General features: G+C 70.2%; 17 protein-coding genes. 2 read left to right on the top strand and 15 right to left on the bottom strand.

Annotated features, from left to right (window positions below):
- Positions 1-75: 75 nt before the first annotated feature.
- The 4 genes from ACIREI_RS09030 to proB all read right to left on the bottom strand — a co-directional run bounded on the left by ACIREI_RS09030 (position 76) and on the right by proB (position 4,175).
- Entirely contained in the window at positions 76-651 is a 576-nt protein-coding gene (locus tag ACIREI_RS09030) for a hypothetical protein (RefSeq protein ID WP_403329215.1), read from the bottom strand.
- Between the two features lie 204 nt (positions 652-855).
- Positions 856-2,142 (bottom strand): glutamate-5-semialdehyde dehydrogenase, encoded by a 1,287-nt coding sequence (locus ACIREI_RS09025; RefSeq protein ID WP_403329212.1) that lies wholly within the window; start codon positions 2,140-2,142, stop codon positions 856-858.
- 115 nt (positions 2,143-2,257) lie between these two features.
- Positions 2,258-2,722, bottom strand: a complete 465-nt coding sequence (locus tag ACIREI_RS09020; protein WP_403329210.1) for a hypothetical protein — start codon at positions 2,720-2,722, stop codon at positions 2,258-2,260.
- A gap of 325 nt (positions 2,723-3,047) precedes the next feature.
- Positions 3,048-4,175 (bottom strand): glutamate 5-kinase, encoded by a 1,128-nt coding sequence (proB, locus tag ACIREI_RS09015; protein WP_403329207.1) that lies wholly within the window; start codon positions 4,173-4,175, stop codon positions 3,048-3,050.
- 191 nt (positions 4,176-4,366) lie between these two features.
- Between proB and ACIREI_RS09010 the strand changes: the two genes are divergently transcribed.
- Positions 4,367-5,746: a polysaccharide pyruvyl transferase family protein gene (locus tag ACIREI_RS09010; RefSeq protein ID WP_403329204.1), complete on the top strand. Its 1,380-nt coding sequence runs from the start codon at positions 4,367-4,369 to the stop codon at positions 5,744-5,746.
- A 120-nt stretch (positions 5,747-5,866) separates the two neighbouring features.
- Positions 5,867-7,915, top strand: a complete 2,049-nt coding sequence (locus tag ACIREI_RS09005; protein WP_403329201.1) for a hypothetical protein — start codon at positions 5,867-5,869, stop codon at positions 7,913-7,915.
- Here ACIREI_RS09005 and ACIREI_RS09000 read toward each other — a convergent pair.
- From ACIREI_RS09000 to rplU, 11 genes are all read right to left on the bottom strand, one after another.
- Positions 7,884-9,107, bottom strand: a complete 1,224-nt coding sequence (locus tag ACIREI_RS09000) for a glycosyltransferase family 2 protein (RefSeq protein ID WP_403329198.1) — start codon at positions 9,105-9,107, stop codon at positions 7,884-7,886. The two genes, ACIREI_RS09005 and ACIREI_RS09000, sit on opposite strands and share 32 nt — an antisense overlap.
- A gap of 239 nt (positions 9,108-9,346) precedes the next feature.
- The gene (locus ACIREI_RS08995) at positions 9,347-11,428 is read right to left on the bottom strand and encodes a hypothetical protein (protein ID WP_403329466.1); all 2,082 of its coding nucleotides are present in this window, start codon (positions 11,426-11,428) and stop codon (positions 9,347-9,349) included.
- Between the two features lie 147 nt (positions 11,429-11,575).
- A complete protein-coding gene (locus tag ACIREI_RS08990) occupies positions 11,576-13,075 on the bottom strand; it encodes a D-ribitol-5-phosphate cytidylyltransferase (protein ID WP_403329196.1) in 1,500 nt (499 codons plus the stop codon).
- 181 nt (positions 13,076-13,256) lie between these two features.
- The gene (locus ACIREI_RS08985) at positions 13,257-14,465 is read right to left on the bottom strand and encodes a hypothetical protein (RefSeq protein WP_403329193.1); all 1,209 of its coding nucleotides are present in this window, start codon (positions 14,463-14,465) and stop codon (positions 13,257-13,259) included.
- A gap of 111 nt (positions 14,466-14,576) precedes the next feature.
- On the bottom strand, positions 14,577-16,136 hold the full coding sequence (locus ACIREI_RS08980; RefSeq protein WP_403329190.1) for an alkaline phosphatase D family protein: 1,560 nt from the start codon (positions 16,134-16,136) through the stop codon (positions 14,577-14,579).
- 167 nt (positions 16,137-16,303) lie between these two features.
- A complete protein-coding gene (locus ACIREI_RS08975; protein ID WP_403329187.1) occupies positions 16,304-17,785 on the bottom strand; it encodes an FG-GAP-like repeat-containing protein in 1,482 nt (493 codons plus the stop codon).
- Between the two features lie 112 nt (positions 17,786-17,897).
- A complete protein-coding gene (locus ACIREI_RS08970) occupies positions 17,898-19,433 on the bottom strand; it encodes an FG-GAP-like repeat-containing protein (protein ID WP_403329184.1) in 1,536 nt (511 codons plus the stop codon).
- Positions 19,434-19,507: 74 nt separating this feature from the next.
- Positions 19,508-20,908, bottom strand: coding sequence for a VCBS repeat-containing protein (locus tag ACIREI_RS08965; RefSeq protein WP_403329181.1), 1,401 nt, complete (start codon positions 20,906-20,908; stop codon positions 19,508-19,510).
- A gap of 235 nt (positions 20,909-21,143) precedes the next feature.
- Positions 21,144-22,589, bottom strand: coding sequence for a GTPase ObgE (gene obgE, locus ACIREI_RS08960; RefSeq protein WP_403329463.1), 1,446 nt, complete (start codon positions 22,587-22,589; stop codon positions 21,144-21,146).
- A gap of 114 nt (positions 22,590-22,703) precedes the next feature.
- Positions 22,704-22,958: a 50S ribosomal protein L27 gene (gene rpmA, locus ACIREI_RS08955; RefSeq protein WP_030961848.1), complete on the bottom strand. Its 255-nt coding sequence runs from the start codon at positions 22,956-22,958 to the stop codon at positions 22,704-22,706.
- A gap of 14 nt (positions 22,959-22,972) precedes the next feature.
- Positions 22,973-23,293, bottom strand: a complete 321-nt coding sequence (gene rplU, locus ACIREI_RS08950; protein WP_004931419.1) for a 50S ribosomal protein L21 — start codon at positions 23,291-23,293, stop codon at positions 22,973-22,975.
- Between the last annotated feature and the right edge of the window lie 182 nt (positions 23,294-23,475).

Genomic DNA, 23,475 nt, shown 5'->3' with positions numbered 1-23,475 from the left:
CGACAAGTTCTGACAGGTTCTCACCAGGATGCTCCGGGAGCTCTCAGCAGTGCTCAGGCCCTCGGTCAGGCCCTTTCAGGGCGTGCGCGGGATGGCCGAAATGGCCGGCTGGGAGTGGTCGGCGGAGGCGGAGGGAGCCGCCCCGCTCCCCTGTTCGAGCCCGGTGGACGCGGGCGGTGTGATCTGGTCCCGGCCGTTGGAGGAGGCGCCGCGGTAGACCGCCGCGAAGGCCAGCGCGACCATGCCGATGCCCATCACGAGGGCGAGCACCCAGGCGACGGGACGGTGCCAGCGGATCTGTTTGCCGTACGCCCCGGGGGCGCCGTAACGGCCCTCGAGTATGTCCGGGTCGTCCAGATCGTCGAGCTCGGGATCATGGCCGAAACGGGTGTGGCCCTCGGGGCCGTACCCGTCGTCGAACCGCTCGCCCCGGCCGGGTGCCCGGCGCGCTTCCGCCTCGGAGGCCTCCGCTCTCGCCTGGGCGGCGGCCAGGAGGCGCTCGACGGCGGTCGGCTCGTGCACCACGGCTGCCCGTACGAAGGCCTCGTCGAAGACCACGGAGGCGAACTCTTCGTCCGACACCCCGCGGTCGTGGTCGTCGTCGGGCTCCCAGCCGTCAGGGAACGGCGTGCCCCCCACGTCCTCCGGCACGGATCCAGAGTAGTCCTGGGGGGTCAATTTGGGCAGACGGTATGGAAATTCATCCGCCTTGTGAGACACCTCTGGTGCGGCACGGACGCAGACCGGGGCGCGTGTCGGGCGCATATGCCCTGGCCGCGCGCCCTGCGCCGTCGAGCCCTACGGCGCGCCCCCGCACGGCAAGGACGCGCCTCTCGACGAAGGAACCTCGCCAGGTCAGCGCCGTACGTGCCCGTCCCCGGTGACGATGTACTTCGTGCTCGTCAGCTCCGGGAGCCCCATCGGGCCACGGGCGTGCAGCTTCTGCGTGGAGATGCCGATCTCCGCGCCGAAGCCGAACTGGCCGCCGTCCGTGAAGCGGGTGGCGGCGTTCACCGCGACCGTCGTGGAGTCGACCAGCTGGGTGAACCGGCGGGCGGCCTGCTGGGAGGTGGTGACGATGGCCTCGGTGTGGCCTGAGGTCCACAGGCGGATGTGCTCGACGGCCTTGTCCAGCGAGTCCACCACCGCGGCGGCGATGTCGTACGACAGGTACTCGGTCTCCCAGTCCTCCGCCGTGGCCTCGACGACGGTCGCCTTGGAGTCCTTGGCGTACGCCAGCACCCTTTCGTCGGCGTGCACGGTCACCCCGGCCTCCGCGAGGGCTTCCAGGGCGCGCGGCAGGAACTCGGGGGCGATGTCCTGGTGGACCAGGAGGGTCTCGGCGGCGTTGCAGACGCTGACGCGCTGGGCCTTGGAGTTGATCAGGATGTCGATGGCCATGTCGAGGTCGGCGTGGGCGTCGACGTAGACGTGGCAGTTGCCGGTGCCGGTCTCGATGACGGGAACGATCGACTCCGACACGACGGTCTGGATCAGCGAGGCGCCGCCGCGCGGGATGAGGACGTCGACGAGGCCGCGGGCGCGCATCAGCTCGCGCACGCTCTCCCGGCTCTCCCCGGGCACCAGCTGCACGGCGTCGGCGGGGAGCCCGGCCCCGCCCACGGCGTCCCGGATCACCCGGACGAGTGCGGTGTTCGACTCGTACGCCGAGGCCGAGCCGCGCAGCAGCACGGCGTTGCCGGACTTCAGGCAGAGGGCGGCGGCGTCGACGGTGACGTTCGGGCGGGCCTCGTAGATGATCCCGACGACGCCGAGCGGGACGCGGACCTGGCGCAGGTCGATGCCGTTGGGGAGGGTGGACCCGCGGACGACCTCACCGACCGGGTCGGGCAGCGCGACGACGTCCCGCACATCGGCGGCGATGGCCCGCACGCGCTCCGGGGTGAGCGTCAGCCGGTCGATGATCGCCTCGCTGGTGCCGGCCTCGCGGGCCTTGGCGATGTCCTTGGCGTTGGCCTCGACGATTTCGCTCGTACGGACCTCCAGGGCGTCCGCGATGGCGAGCAGCGCGTCGTCCTTCTCGGCCCGCGGGAGGGGGGCGAGGTCGGCGGCGGCGGCCTTGGCGCGGTAGGCGGCCTGGGTGACCGGGGACATGGAGTCGTACGGCGAAAGCGTGGTCATGAAAGAAGGGTAGTGCGACCGGGGCCGACGTTCTGTCGCTGTCCCATCTCCCGAGACGGAACCGATACGCGCCTCTCGCCCTCTTTTGCCCCCGCGCGCCGGGGCCATCGCTCGTCTAGAAGGGATGGACGCCCACGGGGGTCGCCGGGAGTGGCCCGTAGCCTTCCGCGATTCGCTGGTGGTAGGTCTCGCGGTCGATGACTTCCAGGCCGACGATCTCCCAGGGCGGCAGCCCCGCGCTCTGCCGGTGCTCGCCCCACAGGCGCAGCGCGACGGCGGCCGCGTCGTGCAGGTCGCGGGCCTCTTCCCAGTAGCGGATCTCGGCGTGGTCGGTGGCGTACCTGCTGGTCAGCAGAAAGGGGTGGTCGTGGGCGAGCTGTTCGAGGGCGCGCCGCACCTCCTTCAGCGGGGCCTCCCGGCCGGAGACGCTGAGGGTGACGTGCCACAGGCGGGGCAGGTCCTCGGGCTCCTCGTACCGGTCGCCGGCCGCGACGCTCGTCAAGGCGCGCTCCTCGCCGGCCGCACGGGACGAGGCCCCACCGGCACCGCGGGACGCCGTCCCAGGGCGCACTCGTCTCACAACGGCCTCCTTTTTTGCGCAGTGACCGACACGGTGGTCGTGCGGAATGTCCCTGAGACAAAGTTGAGCAGGCCGCAAGGGCTCGCGGGGCGGTTTTGCGGAACGTCCACCTCAGGGCGACTCCTATTGCAGGGCGTTCACCCCGTTTTCGGCCGGGGGCCCGGGGGTGGCCCCCGGGGCAACGCAGCGCGGAACGTCCACCTCAGGGCGACTCCCACCGCAAGGCGTTCACCCCGTTTTCGGCCGGGGGTCCGGGGGCGGGCCCCCGGGGCAACGCAGCGCGGAACGTCCACGGGCCCGCGGGACCCCGGGTCCGCGCCGTCGCTCAGGGGTGCAGGATCACCAGGTCGTCCCGGTGGACGACCTCACGCTCGTACTCCGCCCCCAGCTCCCGCGCCAGTTCCCGCGTCGACCGGCCGAGCAGTTGCGGGATCTCCTTGGCGTCGAAGTTGACGAGCCCGCGCGCGACCGCGTGTCCCGTGCTGTCCCGCAGCTCGACCGGGTCGCCCGCGCTGAACTCGCCCTCCACGGCAGCGATTCCGGCCGGCAGCAGCGACTTGCGGCGTTCGACGACCGCCCGTACCGCGCCGTCGTCCAGCGTCAGCGAGCCCTGGGGGGTGGACGCGTGCTGGAGCCACAGCAGGCGGTCGGCGGAGCGCTTGCCCGTGGCGTGGAAGTAGGTGCCGGTGTCGCCGCCGTGCAGCGCCTCGGCGGCGTGGACGGCGCTGGTCAGGACCACCGGGATGCCGGCGGCGGCCGCGATCCGGGCCGCCTCGACCTTGGTGACCATGCCGCCGGTGCCGACGCCGGCCTTGCCCGCGCTGCCGATCTCGACGTGCGCGAGGTCCTGCGGCCCCCGCACCTCCGCTATCCGCGAAGTGCCGGGCTTGCTGGGGTCGCCGTCGTACACGCCGTCCACGTCGGACAGCAGCACCAGCAGGTCCGCCCGTACGAGATGGGCGACCAGCGCGGCGAGGCGGTCGTTGTCGCCGAAGCGGATCTCGTCCGTGGCAACGGTGTCGTTCTCGTTGACGATCGGGAACGCGCCCATCGCGAGGAGCTTGTCGAGGGTGCGGGAGGCGTTGCGATGGTGGGCCCGGCGGCTCATGTCGTCGCTGGTCAGCAGCACCTGCCCGACGCGGACGCCGTAACGGGCGAAGGATGCGGTGTAGCGGGCGACGAGCAGGCCCTGGCCGACGCTGGCGGCGGCCTGCTGGCGGGCCAGGTCCTTGGGGCGCCGACGCAGGCCCAGTGGGGCGAGTCCGGCCGCGATGGCGCCGGACGAGACGAGGACGATCTCCCGCTCCCCGCCGCTGCGGCTCTTGGTGAGGACGTCGACGAGCGCGTCGACCCGGTCGGCGTCCAGGCCCCCGGACGCGGTGGTCAGCGACGAGGACCCCACCTTGACGACGATCCTGCGGGCCTCGCGCACACCCTGCCTTGCCCCTGCCACCTGTGCTCTTTCCCCTCACGTGGGTCCGGTTCCCTGTCCGGCAATCTACGCGAAGTGGATCGTGCGGCGCGCGGGGATTCCAGCCTCCGGACAGGCACCCTGTAGCAGTTTGCTCACGCTTTGCGTACGGCAAAAAGGTTGTATCGGCTCCATCTGGAAAATGAAGATTCCCCCAACATAATTTGAAGGCTGTGAAACGCCTGCTCCTCCGCTCCGGCAAGAGTCCCTACGACGTCGTCTCCGTCGAGGAGGCCCTCCACCGGGACGTCATCGCCACCAATTCCGGCAACCTGATCTTCAGCGACGCCACCCACAAGATCCTCGAAACGCCGCGCACCGAGGTCGTCTCGAACGGCATCCGCACGGACGTCTCGGCGGCCGGCCGGATCAACGAGGAGTACGACGCCTTCGTCGTCCCGCTCGCCAACGCGTTCCGGCCTTCGTTCGAGCCGCAGTTGAAGCGGCTGACGAGGCTGATCGGCAAGCTGAGGATCCCCGTGATCGTGGTGGGAGTCGGCGCGCAGGCCGGGCTCGGCTACAACGCGGCACGGCTGAAGGGCATCGAGTCCTCCGTGCGCGAGTTCGTCTCGGCCGTACTCGACCGCAGCGCCTCGATCGGGGTCCGGGGCGAGTTCACCGAGAAGTACCTCAAGGACCTGGGCTTCAAGGACGTCGAGGTCATCGGCTGCCCGTCGCTGTTCATGTACGGCAAGGAACTCACCGTCACCAAGCGGGAACCCGCCCTCGGCGCCGGCTCCCGGGTCGCGGTCAACGGCTCGCACAGCGCGGTGAAGTCGCAGGGGCTGGACCGGGTCATCACCCGCGCCCACGCCCGCTACCCGTACCTGCGCTTCATCGGCCAGAACCTCAGCGACGCACGGCAGTTGCACTGGCGGGACCTGTCCGACCCGAACGGCCTGGTGACGGCGATGCCGACGCACCCGGAGCACCCGATGTACCGGGAGGACAAGGTCCGCGTCTACATCGACCCGGTCACCTGGATCGACGACCTGCGTACGTTCGACTTCTCCTTCGGCTCCCGCATCCACGGCAACATCGCCGCGCTGCTCGCGGGCACACCGGCGACCGTGCTGTGCGGCGACTCGCGCACGCTGGAACTGTGCCGCTACTTCGGCATCCCGCACCGCCGGATCGACAAGCTGCCCGAGGACCTGGACCCGGCGTCGCTGTACGAGGAGGCCGACTTCGGCGCCCTGATGGGCGGCCACCAGGAGCGGTTCGAGCGGTTCACGGCGTTCCTGGACAGGAACGGCCTGGAGAACACGTTCACGCACGGCGACGGTGGTGCCGCCTTCGAGAAGCGCATGCGGTCGCTTGCCTTCCCGGCGGGCGTCCGCCCCTGGAACGACGCCGACCTCACCTCGCTCACCACCAGGTTCGGCTGGCTGCAGAGCCGTATCACCGAACTCGCCACGGACAACGACCGGTTGAGGCGCGAGGTGGCCCGCACCGCCAAGCCGGGCACGGCTCTGCCCGCGGCGTCCGTCTACCGCCGGGCCCGCCGTGTGGTGGGCGGCCCGATCCGCCGGGCGCTGCAGTCGGGACGGTAGGGGCAGGGTTCCGGCAGCCTCGGTCACTCCAAACCGTGCGGACACTCGCGTGTCGTCCGGAGGTCGGTGCGCGTTAACCCGGGCGCACCACGTCCCGCCGCGACCTTGGAGTGACCGCAGTTGCCCACACCCCTGTCCCGCCTCCCGGTGAGAGCGCTCGTCACGGCTCTCCTGGCCGCCGCCTTCGGTGCCCAGGCCGTGGCGGCGCTGCACCCGCACGTCCCGGTGCTGCTCGCCGCGACCGTCACGTCCCTGGCCGTCGAGGGTGTGCTGCTGCGCTGGCAGCGCGGCATGCTGTCGGTGTTCGCCAAGTCGCACGCGGACATCACCGCGCGGCATGTGCTGCGGGACCTGCTGCTGGTCGTGGGCCTGCTGCGGCTCGGCGAGCAGGACCGGGAGACGGTGTACGCCCCGCTCGTCGCGGGCCTCCTCGCCTTCTACGTCCTGCACTGCGCGATCCAGGCGGTCTCGGTGCTGGTCCGCCGTACCCGCACCCTGCCGGTGGTCACCCGCAACATCGACGCCTCCGGGCTGCGCCTGTCCCCCGCCCCGCCCCTCCTGCTGCGCCGCCCCGGCCCCCGTCTGCTGGTCTTCGGCCTCCCGGCCACGGCGGGCCTGCTGACCACGGCGGCCCTCGACGACCCCCGCTGCGCGGCCCTCGGCATCGCCCTGTCCCTCGGGCTCGCCCTGCTGGGCCTGCACGACCTTCTGGTACGGCTGCTGCCGAGCCGTCGCCCGGCCGGCGAGCGGGAGACGCTGGAGTGGCTGGACGCCTGGCTGGCCGAGTACCGGCCGACGGTCGGCCTGTACTTCTCCGGCGGCGCTTCCTCGGCGTACCAGGCGAACATGTGGCTGGAGCCGCTCGCGCAGCTGGACGGCCGTCCGCTGATCGTGCTGCGGGAGCGGTTCATGGTGCAGAAGATCGCGCCGACCGATGTGCCGATCCTCTGTCTCCCGAAGGTCTCCACCCTGATGCACCTGGAGCAGTCCACGCTCCGGATGCTCATCCACCCCTCCAACTCCGGCAAGACCTCGCAGGTCCTGCGCATCCCCACGCTCAAGCACACCTTCGTCAACCACGGGGAGAGCGACAAGCTGTCGTCCTGCAACCCGTACGCGAAGGCCTATGACGAGGTGTGGGTGGCGGGGCCCGCGGCGCGCGAGCGGTACGCGTACGCCGAGGTCGGCGTCGAGGACAAGGACGTCGTGGAGATCGGCCGCCCGCAGCTGGACGCCGTACAGCCGTACGCGGGCCCGCCCGCCGGTACATACACCACCGTCCTGTACGCGCCGACCTGGGAGGGCTGGGACGGCAACCCCGGCAACACCTCGGTGATCGAGGCCGGCGAGAACCTCGTGCGGGCGCTGCTCGCCGACCCCGGCGTACGGCTGCTGTACAAGCCGCATCCGCTGACGGGGTCGGTGGATCCGCGCGCCGGGGCGGCCGATCTGCGGATCCGCGAGCTGATCCGGGCGGCGAACCGGGAGCGGACGGGTGAGCGGCCCCGGGACACCGGTGAACTCACCCTTCGTACGCAGGAGTTGGACCGCCTCACCACGACGGTCGTGCGGGCGAGCGCCGATCAGGTCGAGCGGATGATGGTCCAGTCGGCGCCGGAACCGGGGCGGGCGGAGGCGGTGGCGCGGGCCACGGCCGCCTGGGAGGAGGCGTACTGGGCCTCGTTGCCGGAGTGGGAGCACCAGGTCGTGACGGCCGCGCGGCCCACGCTGTACGCCTGCTTCAACCGGGCCGATCTGCTCATCAGTGATGTGTCGAGCGTGATCAGCGACTTCCTGGCGAGCGGGAAGCCGTACGCCGTGGCGAACACCAGCGGGCTCGCGGAGGACGTGTTCCGCAAGGCCTTCCCGACCGTGCGCGCGGCGACCGTGCTGACGCCGGACGCGGCCGGAATGCCGGAGCTGCTGGACGCGGTCCGGCAGCCGGAGAAGGACCAACTCGCCGAGGCGCGCGAGGAGTTGAAGCAGCACCTGCTGGGGCCGGCCGAACCCACCTCACAGGCGCGCTTCAACGAGGCCGTACAGGCGCTGTGTTCGGCCGCGCAGGAGCACCGGGCGCGGATGGAGGAGCGGCTGGCGGCGGAGATCCCGGCCGAGATCCCGGATCAGCGGCGGTCCTTCACGCGGGAGCAGCCCGCCCACCCGGCGTAGCCTCGCGCGACGACGTCAGCATCCGCCGCGCCTTGCGCACCGCCCGGCGCAGGAACGAGTCCGCGCCGGGCGGCCGGTAGCCGGGGAAGGCGCGGGCCTCGCGCGGTTCGGCGAGGTACACGGAGTCGGGGATGCCGGCCGGCGCGTCCCGGAAGTGCGGGTAGGCGAGGTAGACACGGCGGCCCTTCTTCTCCAGGAGGGCCGCCGGCTGCTTCTTGGCCTTGATGAACTCCACGACGGGCAGCAGGAGTTCGGGGCGCTGCTCGGCGACCAGGTGCAGTCGCAGGCGCTCCTCGACCTTGAGGCGGCGGGCGATGCCCGGCGTCCAGTACGCGTCCATGAGGGGCTTCGCCAGTTCGAGCTTGTGCCGCCTGACCTTCTCGCTGTCCTTGGCGTACTTGGGTCCGAACTGCGGCAGCAGGGTGATGAGGAAGGGGCGGACCATGAGCAGGTCGCGTCGCTCACCGGCGGGTATGTGTTCGGCTATCAGGTTCATCAGGGCGCGCGCGGAGTCGAAGCGCAGGGTGTAACCGCCGCTCTTCGTCACGTGCTTGCCGTCGTCGCGGCCCACCAGGTAGTAGCAGGTGTAGTCGGCGACCACGGAGACGCCGTCGGCCCGCAGGTAGGCCTCCATCGTGAACAGCGCGTCCTCGCCGGTCCACAGGGACTCGTCGAAGCGCATGTGGTGCCGGGTCAGCAGTTCGCGGCGGAACAGCTTCTGCGCGCTCAGCGTGAACTTGATGTTCGAGGAGAAGACGTCGGTCCGGTCGAGCGTCTTGCCCCACATCGACTTCGGCGCGGTGCGGTTGACACCCTCGACCCGGCCGAGGACCACGTCCGTGCCGTTCTTGTCGCCCATCGCGACCATGCGCTCCAGGGCCTCGGGGCCCAGCCGGTCGTCGGCGTCCAGGAAGAAGACGTAGCGCCCGGCCGCCTTCCCCAGACCGACGTTGCGCGGGCCGCTGGGGCCACCGGAGTTGTCCTGCCGGATCACGGTCACCGGCATGGGCGCGCGGGCCGCGAACTCCTCCAGGCACTCTCCCGTGCCGTCCGTCGAGCCGTCGTCCACCGCGATGACCTCGATGCGCCCCGGATCGATGGTCTGTGCCTCGACTGACGCCAGGCACTCGACCAGGTACGGCATCGCTTCGTACGCCCCGATGATCACAGTCACATCAGGCTGCGTGGTCACGTTTCCCCCTTGTCGACGGGATATTTCCCCCGTATCGCCTCATTCGCTACTTGATAGACGGCTGGGCATTGCAAGCGGTTGCCTCACGCCCCCGCTTTGGTGAGCCGGATCACATAGCGAACTGACATGGGCTCACGGTATTCGGGCAACGTAAGAGGCCCACTAGACGCGGCCCACCAGAAACGGCGCGGCCCCCGAGGAGTGCTCCTCGGGGGCCGCGCCGTCGATGGTGGTGCGGGTCAGGCCGTCACATCGTCCCCGGCCGTCGACACCCGCTGCGCGGGTACGGCCGCCGGCGCGGCCTCGGCGGCTCCGGCCGCCGCCCGTGACTCCTGGCCGACGTTGCGCGTCTCGGCCTTGATCGCGAGGTCCGCCACGGCGGTGTTGAACTGCTGGATGGAGGTCGGCTCGTCCGGGCCGAGCAGGTACCGCTTGAGGTCCTTCCGGTCCTCGGCCAGCGGGTCCGACGCCGGGTCGCCTACGGCATCCAGCAGGCCGCCCAGCTCGGCCGCGCTGTTGGACAGGATCGTCGCGGCGCGCACCGCCGTGTTCTGCCGCTTGAACTCCTCCACGCCCAGCTCGGCGGAGTCGGTGACGGCGTACGGCTTGCCGCTGGCGATGAAGTCGGAGACCACGCTGGAGATGTCGGAGACCATCGCGTCGGAGACGTTGAAGCAGTCGTACAGGCGCGGCTCGGCACCCGTGATGACGCGGTGCTCGTGGCTGCCGAAGGAGCGCCAGTACGCGGTGTTCCACTCGGCGCGCAGCCGGGCGATCTCCTCGTGCTTGGCGACGTCCACCAGGCCGTCGCGGGTGGCCTCGGCCTCGTCCCCCTTGCCGTTGCCGCCCTTGCCGTTGCCCTTGCCGGACAGCTCGGCGAGGCGGGCCTCGATGCGGGCGAGCTCGGCCTTGGCGGCGCTCTGCGCGGCGGTGTCGACCTGGAAGCGGGAGTCGGTGGCGCGCTCGGCGCCGGCCTGCTGGACCAGCGCGACGATCCGCTGGTTGGCGGCCTTGGCCTCGGCGCTGACGGTGCCGGTGAAGGGGTGCGGCTTGTACAGGACGCGGACCGGCGGGTCGGCCGTCACCAGCCTCCGCACGATGTTCTCGCCGGCGAGCACGATCGAGGTGTTGCCGGGGTTGCCGTCCCAGCCCTCCCAGGTCGGGGCGTAGAGCACGGTCGGGATACGCCCGTCGGGAACGCCCTGCCAGGTCTGGATCGGCGCCAGCTGCGGGCGGCCGACCTCGACGATGTCGTCGTCGCGGACGCCGACGTCGGCGATGGCGTACCGGTCGCGGCCCGCGCGGCCGGCGGTCCACACCTCGTCGTAGACCTTGCTGTACGGGTTGACGCTGGCGAGCTTGTCGCTGTCGCCGTGGCCGATGAAGACGTGCTTCATGGTGGGGACGCGCAGCAGGTGGATGTTCTTGCCGACGTTCGCGGCGTACAGCGCGACACGCACGTTGGACAGGTCCATGTTCATCAGGTGCACGCCGCCGGGCACGCAGATGACGGGGACCGTGGTGGGCGCCAGGTTGTTCAGGATGACCCGCTCGCGCAGGATGATCAGCGGCTTGGAGTCGAGCTGCTCCATGGTCTCCAGCCACATGTTGACCTGGTAGGCGGAGTCCTTGGAGCCGGAGAAGTACAGCACCGTCTCGGGCCGGTACTCGGCCAGCCAGTCGTCGACGGCGGCCAGGACGATCTCCGCCTTCGGCGGGATCTTCTTACCGCGGACGTACGGCACGAGTGCGACGACGTACGAGGTGCCCAGGCCGAGGGTGAAGCCGATGCCGAGGAAACCGAACCCGGCCGACCCCGTGGCCGCCGAGGCCAGAATGCCGGCGACGGCCGCGAGGTCGATGTGCAGCATCTTCTCCGCGGAGCGGTGCAGCAGCTTGCGCGGCGGGGCGTCCGGGATGCGGATGCGCGAGGCGAGGTCGACGTTGCGGGTGGCGACCGGCATACGGCGGCGGTTGCGGATCAGGGTGACCAGCGCGCCGTGCGGGGCCTGGAGGCCGTAGAACGCTATGAAACAGGCGATCGCGCCGTAGTAGATCAGGTCGTCCGCGAAACCGAGCCGGGCCAGCAGCAGGATCAGCAGCAGTTGTCTGATCAGGAAGCGGATCGACAGGCCGGCCCGGACCTTGCTCAGGCGGTTGACCAGATAGCTGCTCTTGCGGTGCAGATAGTGGTCCGCCAGGTACGTCACGGCGGCCGCGGCCGCGAAGGCGGGAACGCTCGGGACGAGCGCGGCCAGCATGAGCGCCGGGAAGCCCAGGATCATGAGGGCCGCCGCGGCCAGCTCGGCCGGGCTGCCCACCCGGGCGACGCGAATAGCGGTGGATATCACGGAGAACCTGCTCAGTGGGAGGGGCCGGTCTGAGGGGTGAAGGACTCAGGCCCCTGTGAATTCTTCGTGAACGAAGAATCGCAGAGGCCTGAATTCCCTAAGGCTATTAACAGCTGATTATGCCACGCCGTCCTGGCGGTCCAGAACACTGGCCAGCGCCTGCTCGAAGCCGGACGCCTTTCCGGCGGGCGCCGTCGGGTCCTGCTGGCGGACGTCGATGACATGGCCGGTCAGCTCGGACAGCAGCACGTCCAGCGAGGTGCGGGCCACGGCCTCGGAGGAGAGCAGGCTGCCCGCGGGCTCCTGGCCGAAGGCCTTGGTGCGCATCGGGGTCGCGGTGCGCTCCGGGTTGATGCAGTTCACGCGGATGCCGTCGCCGGCCCACTCGTCGGACAGGGCCTGGGTGAGGTTCACCATGGCGGCCTTGGTCGAGGAGTAGAGGCTGTACTCGGCGCGACCGCGCGTGTAGCTGCTGGAGGTGTACAGCAGCAACTGGCCCTTGGTCTCGGACAGGTACTTGTACGAGGACCGCGCGATCTGCACCGGGGCGAGGTAGTTGACCTTCAGCGCCTCCTCGATGGTGGCGTTGTCGGTCTCGGCGAGCTTGCCGATGCGCAGCACACCGGCGGTGTTCACGACGTAGTCGATGCGCCCGGTCTCGGCGTACGCCTTGGACAGCGCGTCGTCGACCTCCTCCGGGTTCTCCACGTGCGTGCCGGTGGTGGAGCGGCCCAGCGCGTACACCTTCGCGCCGTAGGACTCGGCGAGTTCGGCGATGTCCTTGCCGATGCCGTAGGAGCCGCCGAAGACGACGATCGTCTTGCCGGTGAGGAGCTCACGGTAGGCCTCCTCGCTCACCTGCTCCGGCGCGGCGGTGGAGGCGAGCTGGAACAGCTTGTCGGCGATGAAGACGTCGACGGGCTGGGTGACCTTCATGTTGTACTCGTCACCCGCGACGACGTGGATCGGCACGTCCGGCAGGTACTTGAGCACGACGGAGCAGTCGTCCGTGGCCTGGAAGTTGGGGTCGCCCGAGGCGACCTCGTAGGCCCGCTTGATCGTGGACAGCTTGAACGCCTGCGGCGTCTGGCCGCGGCGCAGCCGGGAGCGGTCCGGGATCTCGGTGATGAACTCGCCGTCCTCGCCGTGCGTGCGGGTCACGATGATGGTGTCCGCGGACGGGATGGCGACGTCGACGGCCTGGAAGCGCTCCAGCGCCACGACACAGTCGTCGATGACGCGCTGCGACAGCAGGGGGCGTACGGCGTCGTGGAAGAGGACGTTGAGGTCCTCGCCCTCGGCCAGGCCCTCGCCGAGCGCCTCGATGGCGCGCTCGGTCGTCTCGTTGCGGGTCGAGCCGCCCTCGATGATCTTCTTGACCTTCGTGAACCCGGCCTTGGCGACGATCTTCTCGACGTCCGGCACGTAGCCCGGCGCCATCAGCACGATGATGTCGTCGATGGAGTCGGCCTTCTCGAAGGTGGTCAGCGTGTGCTCGATGACTGCCTTGCCGGCGATCTTCAGCAGCTGCTTGGGGATCGACAGACCCACGCGCTGACCGGTGCCACCGGCCAGGATCACTGCGGTGGTACGGGGCTTGGCTATGTGCTGGGACACAGGTGACCTACCTTGTGGCGACTGGGAACTTGGAAATGGTCCCACTTGGGGTTACCGCAGTGCAAGGTGAGCGTCCCCGGCTGCATATGTGCGCGCAACCTGTCATTCACCTTGTACGCATGGTCATTGTGGAGAGCCTCTGCGGAGGTTCACGGTATTTGCTGTGAGTAACGGCACAGGCTCAGCGAAGCCGTAGCCGCTTGAGGCAACGGTGGCCGAGTACCCGCACGAGTTCCTTCGACGAGGTCTGGTGAACCGTACGCGACTTGGCGGCCGCGGTGTGCCGTACGGGGGCGGCGGCCGCCGCGGCGAGGGCCCCGTAGAGCGCCTGCGCCGCGGCCTCGGGGGCGATGCGCGGCTCGGCGGTGGCCGGGGGCGCGGACTTCTGCGTGGCGGACAACTGCACGGCGGACAAAAGGCGCATATCGCCGAGAATGCGCACCCCCGACCCGCCGATACGCTCCGCGATCTCCGCACCGATCGCGGCGGCGGCCTCGACGGCCCACTGCGGAGTGCTGATCTTCACGTCGCCGGGACCGGGGATGCACGTGTTCTTCATATGCATCACGGCGCCGTTCCGGACGAGCTGTGAATAGAGCTCCTCGGGGAGTTCATTGGCGCGGAATTCCTTATTAAGATTCCGCAGCATTTCGGTCTCGGCGAGGGTGAGCGAGCGATTCGCCGCGTCCGGAACGGGCCGCAGAAGATGCGCGGGCAGCCGGAGCAGCGCCTCGAAGGTGCGCATCAGGCCCTCCCGGTCCCGGTCGTCGACCACGACGACGGTGACCCGCTCCGGGCCGACCACCCGGGCCCAGCGCTCGACGAGCCGGTCGTGCCGGTGCCGGTGCCAGAAGCTGGGGTTGGGCTTGTCGTACGGCGGCTTCTTCAGCATGTGCCGCAGCCAGTCGTCGTAGCCCATGCGCAGGCCGTTCTGCACGTACTGCTGCCACTGCGAGGGCATGATCCGGGCCAGCGGGCGCAGCGTCACCAGGACGTGCACACGCTCGCCGCCGAGTTGCTCGACGATCCGCTCGATGGCCTCGCCGTCGGGGGCGTCGGCGAAGAACTCGCTGCTGATCACCGAGGTGCGCCGGCCGGTGGCTCGCACCTGCTCCAGCAGCCGCTCCCAGTGGCGCTCGGTGGGCGGGGTGTCGCCCATCATGCCGGTGCGGGCGCAGGCGGCCAGGACCGCCTCCATGGGGTGCCGGGTGGTGGCCGGCCACGCGACGCCGTGCCGGGCCATCTCGTCCTTCGCCTCGAACAGGGCACCCTGGATCGAGGTGGTGCCCGTTTTGTGCGGGCCGATGTGCAGCAGGCGGGTCCCCGTGGGCAGCGGGGTGATCACGCCGGCGTTGGCCGGAATTTCATCTCTCGTACAGTCCGTCTCCATGGTCAGAGGACGGTAAGAGAGCTTCCTGAGACTGTGCTGAGAGCGACCTGGGACACGGATGAGTCCCAGGTCTCCCACCAGGTGTTACCGGAGTTACAGCGGTTACGGGAGCTACACGACCTCGACGCCCGGCTCGCCCGCCTCGACCCGCAGCCGCGCCAGCGTGCTCGGCGTGGCCGTCTGCTGACGCACCGTGTCCACGATCCTGACCTGCGCGTCGATGCCGTCGCGGCGGATGTCGAAGAGGTGGTAGCCGCGGTGGGCGTCGAGCAGCTTCCAGTGCGGGTTGTCCGGCAGGCGCGGGTCCCACTCCTTGTGGAAGGCGGCCTGGTCCTGGTCGCCGTTGCTGGAGATGGACGTCCCCACGAACTCGGCGCCCACGACGTCCGAGTCCGGGTCGGCGTAGTCCTCCTTGAGGTCGCTGATCATCGTGAGGTGGCGGTCGCCGGTGAACACGACCGGGTTGCGGACCTGCTTCAACTCCTGCATCAGGGCGTTGCGTTCGACCTGGTAGCCGTCCCAGGCGTCGTAGTACCAGAGCTTGCCCTCGCCGACCTTGAGATCGGTCTCGGCCATCATGATCTGCGAGCCGATCATGTTCCAGCGGGCCGGCGAGTGCCGCAGCCCGTCGATCAGCCACTGCTTCTGCTCGGCGCCGAGCATGGTGAGCGAGGGGTCCTGGGCGCCTTCCTGGCTGGTGGCCTGGTCGCTGCGGTACTGCCGGGTGTCCAGCACGCTGAGCCGGGCCAGGCGGCCGAACTCCAGGCGGCGGTACATCTGGATGTGCGGGCCGTTCGGGATGGCGCTCGCGCGGACCGGCATGTGCTCGTAGAAGGCCTGGTAGCCCGCGGTGAGACGGGCCACGAACGCGTCGTGCGGCTGCTTGTCCGGGTCCTGCGGGATCTCGCCGGCGAAGTCGTTGTCGACCTCGTGGTCGTCGAAGGTGACCACCCAGGGCGCGTTCGCGTGCATCGCCGCGAGGTCCGGGTCGGTGCGGTACTGGGCGTACCGGTTGCGGTACTGGACCAGGCTGTACGGCTCGTCGCTGCCCTCGTGCTTCCGCAGAGCCGTCGCCGACGGCCTGGACTCGTAGATGTAGTCGCCGACGAACAGCACGAAGTCGGGGTCTTGGGCCAGCATGTCGGCGTACGGCGTGAAGTAGCCGTGCTGCCAGTTCTGACAGGAGGCCAGCGCCATGCGCAGCCGGCCGCCGGAGCTGTTCGAGTGGGGCGCGGTGCGGGTGCGGCCGGTGGGCGAGATCTGGCCGCTCGCGCGGAAGCGGTACCAGTACGTCCGTCCCGGGCGCAGCCGTCGTACGTCCACGTGAACGCTGTGTCCCAGCTCGGGCCGGGCCTGGGCGACACCGCGGCGCACCGGTTTTCCGAACTGCTCGTCCTCGGCGAGCTCCCACTCGACGGAGACGACGCGGTCGGGCATGCCACCGCCGTTCAGCGGGTCCGGCGCGAGCCGCGTCCACAGCACGATGCCGTCGGGCAGCGGGTCGCCGGAGGCGACGCCGAGGCTGAACACGCCGTCGGGCAGCGGTGTTTCGGCGGCTCGGGCGACGGTCGGCAGCCACAACTGGGCGGAGGCCGCGGCGCCGAGCACCGCGGCGCCCGCGGTCAGAAAGCGACGTCGGTCGGGCGATACGGATCCGGAAACACCGGTCATCGGCTAACTCCCCTGCCTAGCTGGCCTGTTGGACACTTCGGATGCTCACGCCCGTGGGCGGTCCGGCTGCTGAACTACGAGCTTCGCGTGCATGACAAATAGGGAGACAACAGAAGACCCGTTGCGGCACGAGAACATGCCCTTGCCACAACGGGTCCGACGATCGATCAGGAGTTGAACCCGGAGCCCAGCTTCGCGTTCGCGGCGACCGTGCCGAGGGTGCCGGCGCCGAAGGTGAACGAGCCGGTCGGGGTGATCCCGGCCGACGTGGACTTGAACACCCACACCGACCCGGCGTTCGCGTTCTCCCCCGGTGCGCCGACGACGAGTTCGGCGCGGCCGTCGTGGTTGGCGTCCACGAGGTGGGTGGTGCGGCCGAAGGCGTCGCTGTTCTCCGCCGCGCCCGGCACACCGGTGGTGTCCTGGTTGACCCCCGCGGCGCCGGTGCCGGTCAGACCGCTCGCGCTGCCGCGCAGCACGATCGCCCCGCCGGCGTTGCTCAGCCCGCTGAAGTCCTCGCCGGGCACGCCCGTGGAGACGTCTGCGTACCCGTCGCCGTTGACGTCGGCGACCGAGACGTCGGAACCGAAGCCGTCGGCGCGCTCCGCGGCGCCCGGGACTCCGGCGCTGTCCTGGTTGACGTACATCGCCTTGCTCACGACGGGGCCGTCGGCGCCGCCGGGGACGAAACCGACCCGGCCGCCCTTGGGGAGCGGGGTGTCGAGGTCGCTGTCGTAGCCGTCGACGGAGCGGCCCGCGACGATGTCGTCGTAGCCGTCGCCGTTCACGTCGCCGAGGGCGAGGGACTCGCCCTGCACCCAGAAACCGCGGCTGTCCTCCAGCACGATCTTCTCCGCGAGACCGTCCGGCGTGCCCCGCCAGTACGTGATGCGGCGGTGGTCGTACTCGTCACCGTCGTTCATGGCGCCGACGACGTCGTCGATGCCGTCACCGTTCACGTCGCCGGTGGCCAGGTCCAGGAAGCGGGGGTCGGAGTCGTCGTGGACGATCTGCTCCCCGCCGCTCGCGGAACCGTCCCGTCCGAAGGGGCCCTTGACGATCCGCAGCTTGGTGAGGCCCTCCACGACGACCAGGTCCGTCGCCCCGTCCCCGTTCACATCGCCGACGGTGAGCTGGTCCTTGGCGCTGAGCCGGTCGTAGGTGTTGTGCCCGTACGCCAGCGCCGCCCCGCCCGACAGCCCGTTCGCCCCGCCCCAGACGACCTGCACGAGCCCGGTCTCGGCACCGCCCTCGACGGAGTCCTCGCCGGTGACGCCGACGATCAGGTCCGCGTACCCGTCCCGGTCCAGGTCGGCGGTGCTGACCGCGCTTCCGAACCGGTCGTCGGTCTCGGCGGAGTCGGTGACACCGGCGCTGTTCTGGCTGATGACCTGCTTGGACGCGGAGTTGAGCCCGCTCGCCGAACCGTAGACCACGGCGACGTACCCGGCGCGCGTCTTGCCGTCGACGGTCGCCTCGGGCGCCGCCACGGCGAGGTCGGAGTAGCCGTCGCCGTTGAAGTCGTCGTGGGGCTTCGCCGTGGCCGACGGAGTGTCACCGGCGGCCTGGGCGGCGGGCAGCGCGGCCGCTCCGGTCACCGCCATGACGACGGCGAGTCCCGTGCGCCAGGTTCCCTTGCGCCTGTTCATGCTGCTGTCTCCTGTCGTGTGCGTGGGGGGATGGTCGTACGGAGAGTTGTCGTCGTACAGGGATGTATGCGTCGTCTGCGGATGAATGCGTCGTACGAGAATGTCGTGGCCGTCAGTCCACCAGCGACGCGCCGAACTTGGCCTTGGTCGCGGGCAGGCCCATGGTGGCCGGGCCGAACGAGAAGGAGCCGCCTGCGGTGATGCCGCCGGAGGTGGCCGAAAAGACCCACACCGAACCGTTGTCGGCGTTCTCGGCGGGGTCGCCCACCACCAGGCCGTCCCTCTTGTCGGCATTGGCGTCGACCAATGCGGTCTCCGCCCCGAAGCGGTCCAGCTTCTCGGCGGTGCCGGGCACGCCGCTGGTGTTCTGGCTGAACGCCTTGTATCCGGTGGCGGTCAGGCCGTTCGCGCTACCGCGCAGCACGAGCACGGTGCCCGCGTCGGTGAGGCCGTCGAAGTCCTCGCCGGGCAGCCCGGTCGCCACGTCGAGGTAGCCGTCGCCGTTGGTGTCGCCGATGGAAAGGCCCGAGCCCATCCCGTCCCCGCGCTCGCCGGCGCCCGGCACACCGGCCGTGTCCTGGTTGATCCACACCGGCTTGCGGGTGGTGGAGACGCCGTTCGGACCGCCGTAGACGACGGCCAACGCGCCGCCCTTCGTGGGCAGTTCGACGTCGCTGTCGTAGCTGTCGTTGGAGTGGCCGACGACGATGTCGCCGTACCCGTCCTTGTTCAGGTCACCGATCTCGACGTCCTCGCCGCCGACGATGCGGCCCTGGGCGTCCTTGAGCAGACCCTTGTAGGTGAAGCCGTCGGCGCCGCCCAGGAGCAGCTCGACCCCGCGAGAGTCGGACTCGTCGACGAAGGTGGACCGCACGGCGAGGTCGGCGATGCCGTCGCCGTTCACGTCGCCGGCCGTGATCGCCTGGTAGTTCTGGGGGTCCTCGGGATTGACGCGGAAGTAGTCCTTCTTCGCGGGCCCGCGGTTGCGGTCGAACGGGCCGTGGAACACCGTGCCGTCGTCGCTGTCCGCCCCGTCGGGCTCCCCACTCATCCAGTTGTCGTTGCTCAGGGTCACCAGGTCCGGGTGCTTGTCGCCGTCCACGTCGGCCACCGTGAACTGACCGTTCCAGGGGCGGCCCTGCGGAGCCCAGGTGAGCCTGGTCGTGGTGGCCGAAAGTCCCTTGGGCCCACCCCAGTTGACCTCGACCGCATAGCCGTCCTCGACATCCATCATGTAAGCCTTCATGGACGACACCAGATCGGCGTACCCGTCCCCGTCGAGGTCGGCACTCTCCAAGTACGCGCCGTACAGCCCCTCCCACGCCTCCGGCTCCGGGACGCCCGGGCCCTTCAGCACCTGCTTGCGGGACGTCGACAGACCGCTCGCCGAGCCGTACAGAACGCTCACCGACCCGGCGCCGGCCTGGGTGTTCACGGTGGTGCCCGGCGCGCCGATCGCCAGGTCGGGATACCCGTCCCCGTTGAAGTCGTCGTGCAGCCGCTTGGCGCTCGGCGTGGTGGCCGTGGCCTCGGTGGCGGCGTTGACGGCGGGGACCGCCAGAGCGCCGGCGACGAGCGTGACGCCGGTGGCGAGGACGAGCCGTCTGCGGCGGGAAAGACGCGTGCGGCGGTGAGAACGTGAGGCCATGGGCTTTTCCTGACGTACGTGGTGTGTGGGAGGAGACCGGTGATCGGGCGCGGTACGACCCGAGGTTCCTGCGGTCAGCGGGGGAAATCGGCACCCAGCCGGGCACCGTCGGGGATCGTGCCGAGCGCCTTGGCGCCGAAGGCGAGCGATCCCGTGGTGGTGACCCCGGAGGCGGTGGAGCGGAACGCCCACACCGAGCCGGCGTCGGTGTTCTCGCCGGGGGCGCCCACGACGAGGTCGGCGCGCCCGTCGCCGTCCCCGTCGAGCAGGGTGACGGCCTCGCTGAAGTAGTCACTTCGCTCGGCGGCGCCGGGGACACCCGCCGTGTTCTGGCTGAACACCTTCGAACCGGCGCCGGTCGGGCCGGACACCCCGCCCGGGATCACGGCCACCGTGCCCGCGTCCGCCACTCCGGCGAAGTCCTCGTAGGGGTTGCCGGCCACGATGTCGGCGTAGCCGTCGCCGTTCACATCGCCCACCTTGACGGACGCGCCGAACAGGTCGCCCGCCTCGCTGACGCCCGGTACGCCGGGAGTGTCCTGGTGGATCATGCGCGGATCCCCGGACGGCAGTCCCTGTGCGGTGCCCAGGACGACGCCGACGCGTGAGCCGTACTGGCTCGGGTCGCTCGGCTCCTCGTTGCCGTTGGCCGGGCGGGGCCGGCCGAAGACGAGGTCGTCGCGGCCGTCGCCGTTCACGTCCCCGAGTTCGATGTCCTCGCCTCCCTCGATCTCGCGGCCTTGGCCGTCCCGCAGCACCGTGAGCGGCTCGAAGCCTTCCGGGGTGGCGTGGAGATAGTTGAGGTCGTGTCCCGAACTCTGGTCGCCCGGCTCCCAGTCGGCCGGCATGCTCAGCGAGACGAGATCGGTGAGGCCGTCACCGTCGACGTCCCCGGCCGCCATCTCCAGCAGCGAGTCGTCCCCTTCGTAGACGGAGACGGGCTGGGTCCGGGCGGGCACGCCTTCCCGGGTGAACGGGCCGAAGCGCACGCCCCCCGACAGGGCCAGGTCCATGTGGCCGTCGCCGTCGAAGTCACCAGGGATGCTGAAGTGGGTGGCGAAGGCTCGCCCCGGCTGCAGGAGCGTTCCGCCGGACAGGCCCGCGGCGGAACCCCACAGCACGGTCTGGCTGTTCGTGCGCGCCTCGCCGCCCCACGTCCAGTCCTCGCCCGTCGCGGGTACCACCAGGTCGGTGTAGCCGTCGCCGTCCAGGTCGCCGGTGATGAGATGGGCGCCGAAGCGGTCGTCCACCTCGGGCGTGCCGGGAATCCCCGGAGAGGCCTGCGTGAGGACCTTCTTGCCCGCGAGGTCCGGCCCGTGCGCCGAGCCGTACACGACGGCGACGTAACCGGCCGCCTTCTTCCCGCCGACCGTGGCGTACGGGGAGCCCACGGCGAGGTCCTCGTACCCGTCCCCGTTGAAGTCCTGCCGCACGCCCTCAGCCGAGGCCGACCGCGGCTGCTGCGCCTGTGCCATGGGCAGAGCACCGCAGACGGCGGAAAGCAGGGCGACCGCGACGACGACAGCACGCCGTGGTCTGTGCGAGGCGGGCAAGGGCACGTCCACTCCGGTTGTCGCAAGGGCAGTTGACGGCGGAGAGGCTCAAGATCCTCATCCGCACCGCCCAGTACGACTCACCGGATCGACGGTTGGTTGCCCTGCCGTACGCCCCGACTTTCCCCGCCGTTAACGCACCTTCGCGGCGGACGCTCTAGAACGGCTCGAAGTCGTCGAACTCCTGGTCCGCGTCGTCCCGTTCGGCCTGCTTGTCACGCCTGCGCTGCGCCGCGGGCCTCGGCGCCTCGAACCGATGGTCCTCACCGCGACGACCCAGCATCTCCGCCCCGGCCACCAGCGTCGGCTCCCAGTCGAAGACGACGGCGTTGTCCTCGGGCCCGATGGCGACGCCGTCACCGGAGCGGGCCCCCGCCTTCATCAACTCCACTTCCACGCCGAGGCGGTTGAGCCGGTCGGCGAGGTAGCCGACGGCCTCGTCGTTGTTGAAGTCGGTCTGCCGCACCCAGCGCTCGGGCTTCTCGCCGCGCACCCGGAACAGCGGCTCGCCGTCGGCCTCCTCGCGGGTCACGGTGAAGCCGGCGTCGTCGACGGCCTTCGGCCGGATCACGATCCGCGTCGCCTCTTCCTTCGGCTTCGCGGCCCGCGCCTTCGCGACCAGGTCGGCCAGCGCGAACGACAGCTCCTTCAGCCCGATGTGCGCGACGGCGGACACCTCGAAGACCCGGTAGCCGCGGGCCTCCAGGTCCGGCCGCACCATCTCGGCGAGGTCCTTGCCGTCCGGCACGTCGATCTTGTTCAGCACGACGATCCGCGGCCGGTTGTCCAGCCCGCCGTACTCCCGCAGCTCCGCCTCGATGATGTCCAGGTCGGAGACGGGGTCGCGGTCGGACTCCAGCGTCGCGGTGTCCAGGACGTGCACCAGCACACTGCACCGCTCGACGTGCCGCAGGAACTCCAGGCCCAGGCCCTTGCCCTGACTGGCGCCCGGGATGAGCCCGGGGACGTCGGCGATGGTGTACACGGTCGAACCGGCGGTCACCACACCGAGGTTGGGCACGAGGGTGGTGAAGGGGTAGTCCGCGATCTTCGGCTTGGCGGCGCTCAGCACGGAGATCAGCGAGGACTTGCCGGCGCTCGGATACCCGACCAGCGCCACATCGGCGACCGTCTTCAGCTCCAGGACGATGTCCTGCAGGTCGCCCGGCTCACCGAGCAGCGCGAACCCCGGCGCCTTGCGCCGCGCCGACGCCAGCGCGGCGTTGCCGAGCCCGCCCCGGCCGCCCTGCGCGGCGACGTACGACGTGCCGTGTCCGACCAGGTCGGCGAGCACGTTGCCGGCCTTGTCGAGGACGACGGTGCCGTCCGGGACCGGAAGGACCAGGTCCTGCCCGTCCTTCCCCGACCGGTTGCCGCCCTCGCCGGGCTTGCCGTTGGTGGCCTTGCGGTGCGGGGAGTGGTGGTAGTCGAGCAGCGTGGTGATCGACTGGTCGACGGTGAGGATCACGTCCCCGCCACGCCCGCCGTTCCCGCCGTCGGGCCCGCCGAGCGGCTTGAACTTCTCACGGTGGACGGAGGCACAGCCGTGACCTCCGCTACCCGCGGCGACATGCAGTTCGACGCGGTCCACGAAGGTGGTCATGGTGGGTGCCTCCAGCACTTCGAAAAACGTACGAGTATGTCTCTGCTCTAACACGCGAAAGGCGGACCCGCCTTCCCACCAGGGAAGTGAGGTCCGCCTCGCGAAAGTGTCCGATCAGGCGACCGGAACGATGTTCACGACCTTGCGGCCACGGTGGGTGCCGAACTGCACCGCACCGGCGTTGAGCGCGAACAGCGTGTCGTCGCCGCCACGGCCGACGCCCGCACCGGGGTGGAAGTGGGTGCCGCGCTGACGGACCAGGATCTCGCCCGCGTTGACGACCTGACCGCCGAAACGCTTCACGCCGAGGCGCTGAGCGTTGGAGTCACGACCGTTACGGGTGGACGATGCGCCCTTCTTGTGTGCCATCTCTCCTCAGTCCCTTACTTCGCAGCCGCGGGGATCTCAGTGACCTTGATCGCCGTGTACTGCTGGCGGTGGCCCTGACGACGGCGGTAGCCGGTCTTGTTCTTGTAGCGCAGAATGTCGATCTTCTGGCCCTTGTGGTGGTCCACGACCTCGGCCTGGACCTTGATGCCGGCCAGCACCCACGGGTCACTGGTCACAGCGTCGCCGTCGACAACGAGCAGGGTCGAGAGCTCGACCGTGTCGCCAACCTTGGCAGTGGAAATCTTGTCAACCTCAACGATGTCGCCGACAGCAACCTTGTGCTGGCGACCACCGCTGCGCACGATGGCGTACACGCGGATCTCACTCTCTCGCTCGGGAACGGCACCCCCGCAGTCCAGCCGCCCAGCAGAGCGGGCGGCCTCTCCCGGCCGGAAAGCCCGAGAGGAAGAGGTTTACGGGGATGTGGCGCGTCACCTGTGGACACGCCGACGGTCAAGGTTACGGGGCCGTGGCCAGGGGGGTCAAACCGGGCCGG

This window comes from Streptomyces sp. NPDC093591 (assembly GCF_044764885.1).
Lineage (GTDB): Bacteria > Actinomycetota > Actinomycetes > Streptomycetales > Streptomycetaceae > Streptomyces.
This window is presented reverse-complemented; position numbering and strand designations above follow the sequence as displayed.

Bases quoted from the DNA above. Each gene is read 5' to 3' on its own strand.
- obgE (WP_403329463.1), bottom strand. From the start codon at position 22,589: ATGACCACCTTCGTGGACCGCGTCGAACTGCATGTCGCCGCGGGTAGC.
- ACIREI_RS08985 (WP_403329193.1), bottom strand. From the start codon at position 14,465: ATGGAGACGGACTGTACGAGAGATGAAATTCCGGCCAACGCCGGCGTG.
- ACIREI_RS08980 (WP_403329190.1), bottom strand. From the start codon at position 16,136: ATGACCGGTGTTTCCGGATCCGTATCGCCCGACCGACGTCGCTTTCTG.
- ACIREI_RS08975 (WP_403329187.1), bottom strand. From the start codon at position 17,785: ATGAACAGGCGCAAGGGAACCTGGCGCACGGGACTCGCCGTCGTCATG.
- ACIREI_RS08965 (WP_403329181.1), bottom strand. From the start codon at position 20,908: ATGGCACAGGCGCAGCAGCCGCGGTCGGCCTCGGCTGAGGGCGTGCGG.
- ACIREI_RS09025 (WP_403329212.1), bottom strand. From the start codon at position 2,142: ATGACCACGCTTTCGCCGTACGACTCCATGTCCCCGGTCACCCAGGCC.
- ACIREI_RS08970 (WP_403329184.1), bottom strand. From the start codon at position 19,433: ATGGCCTCACGTTCTCACCGCCGCACGCGTCTTTCCCGCCGCAGACGG.
- rpmA (WP_030961848.1), bottom strand. From the start codon at position 22,958: ATGGCACACAAGAAGGGCGCATCGTCCACCCGTAACGGTCGTGACTCC.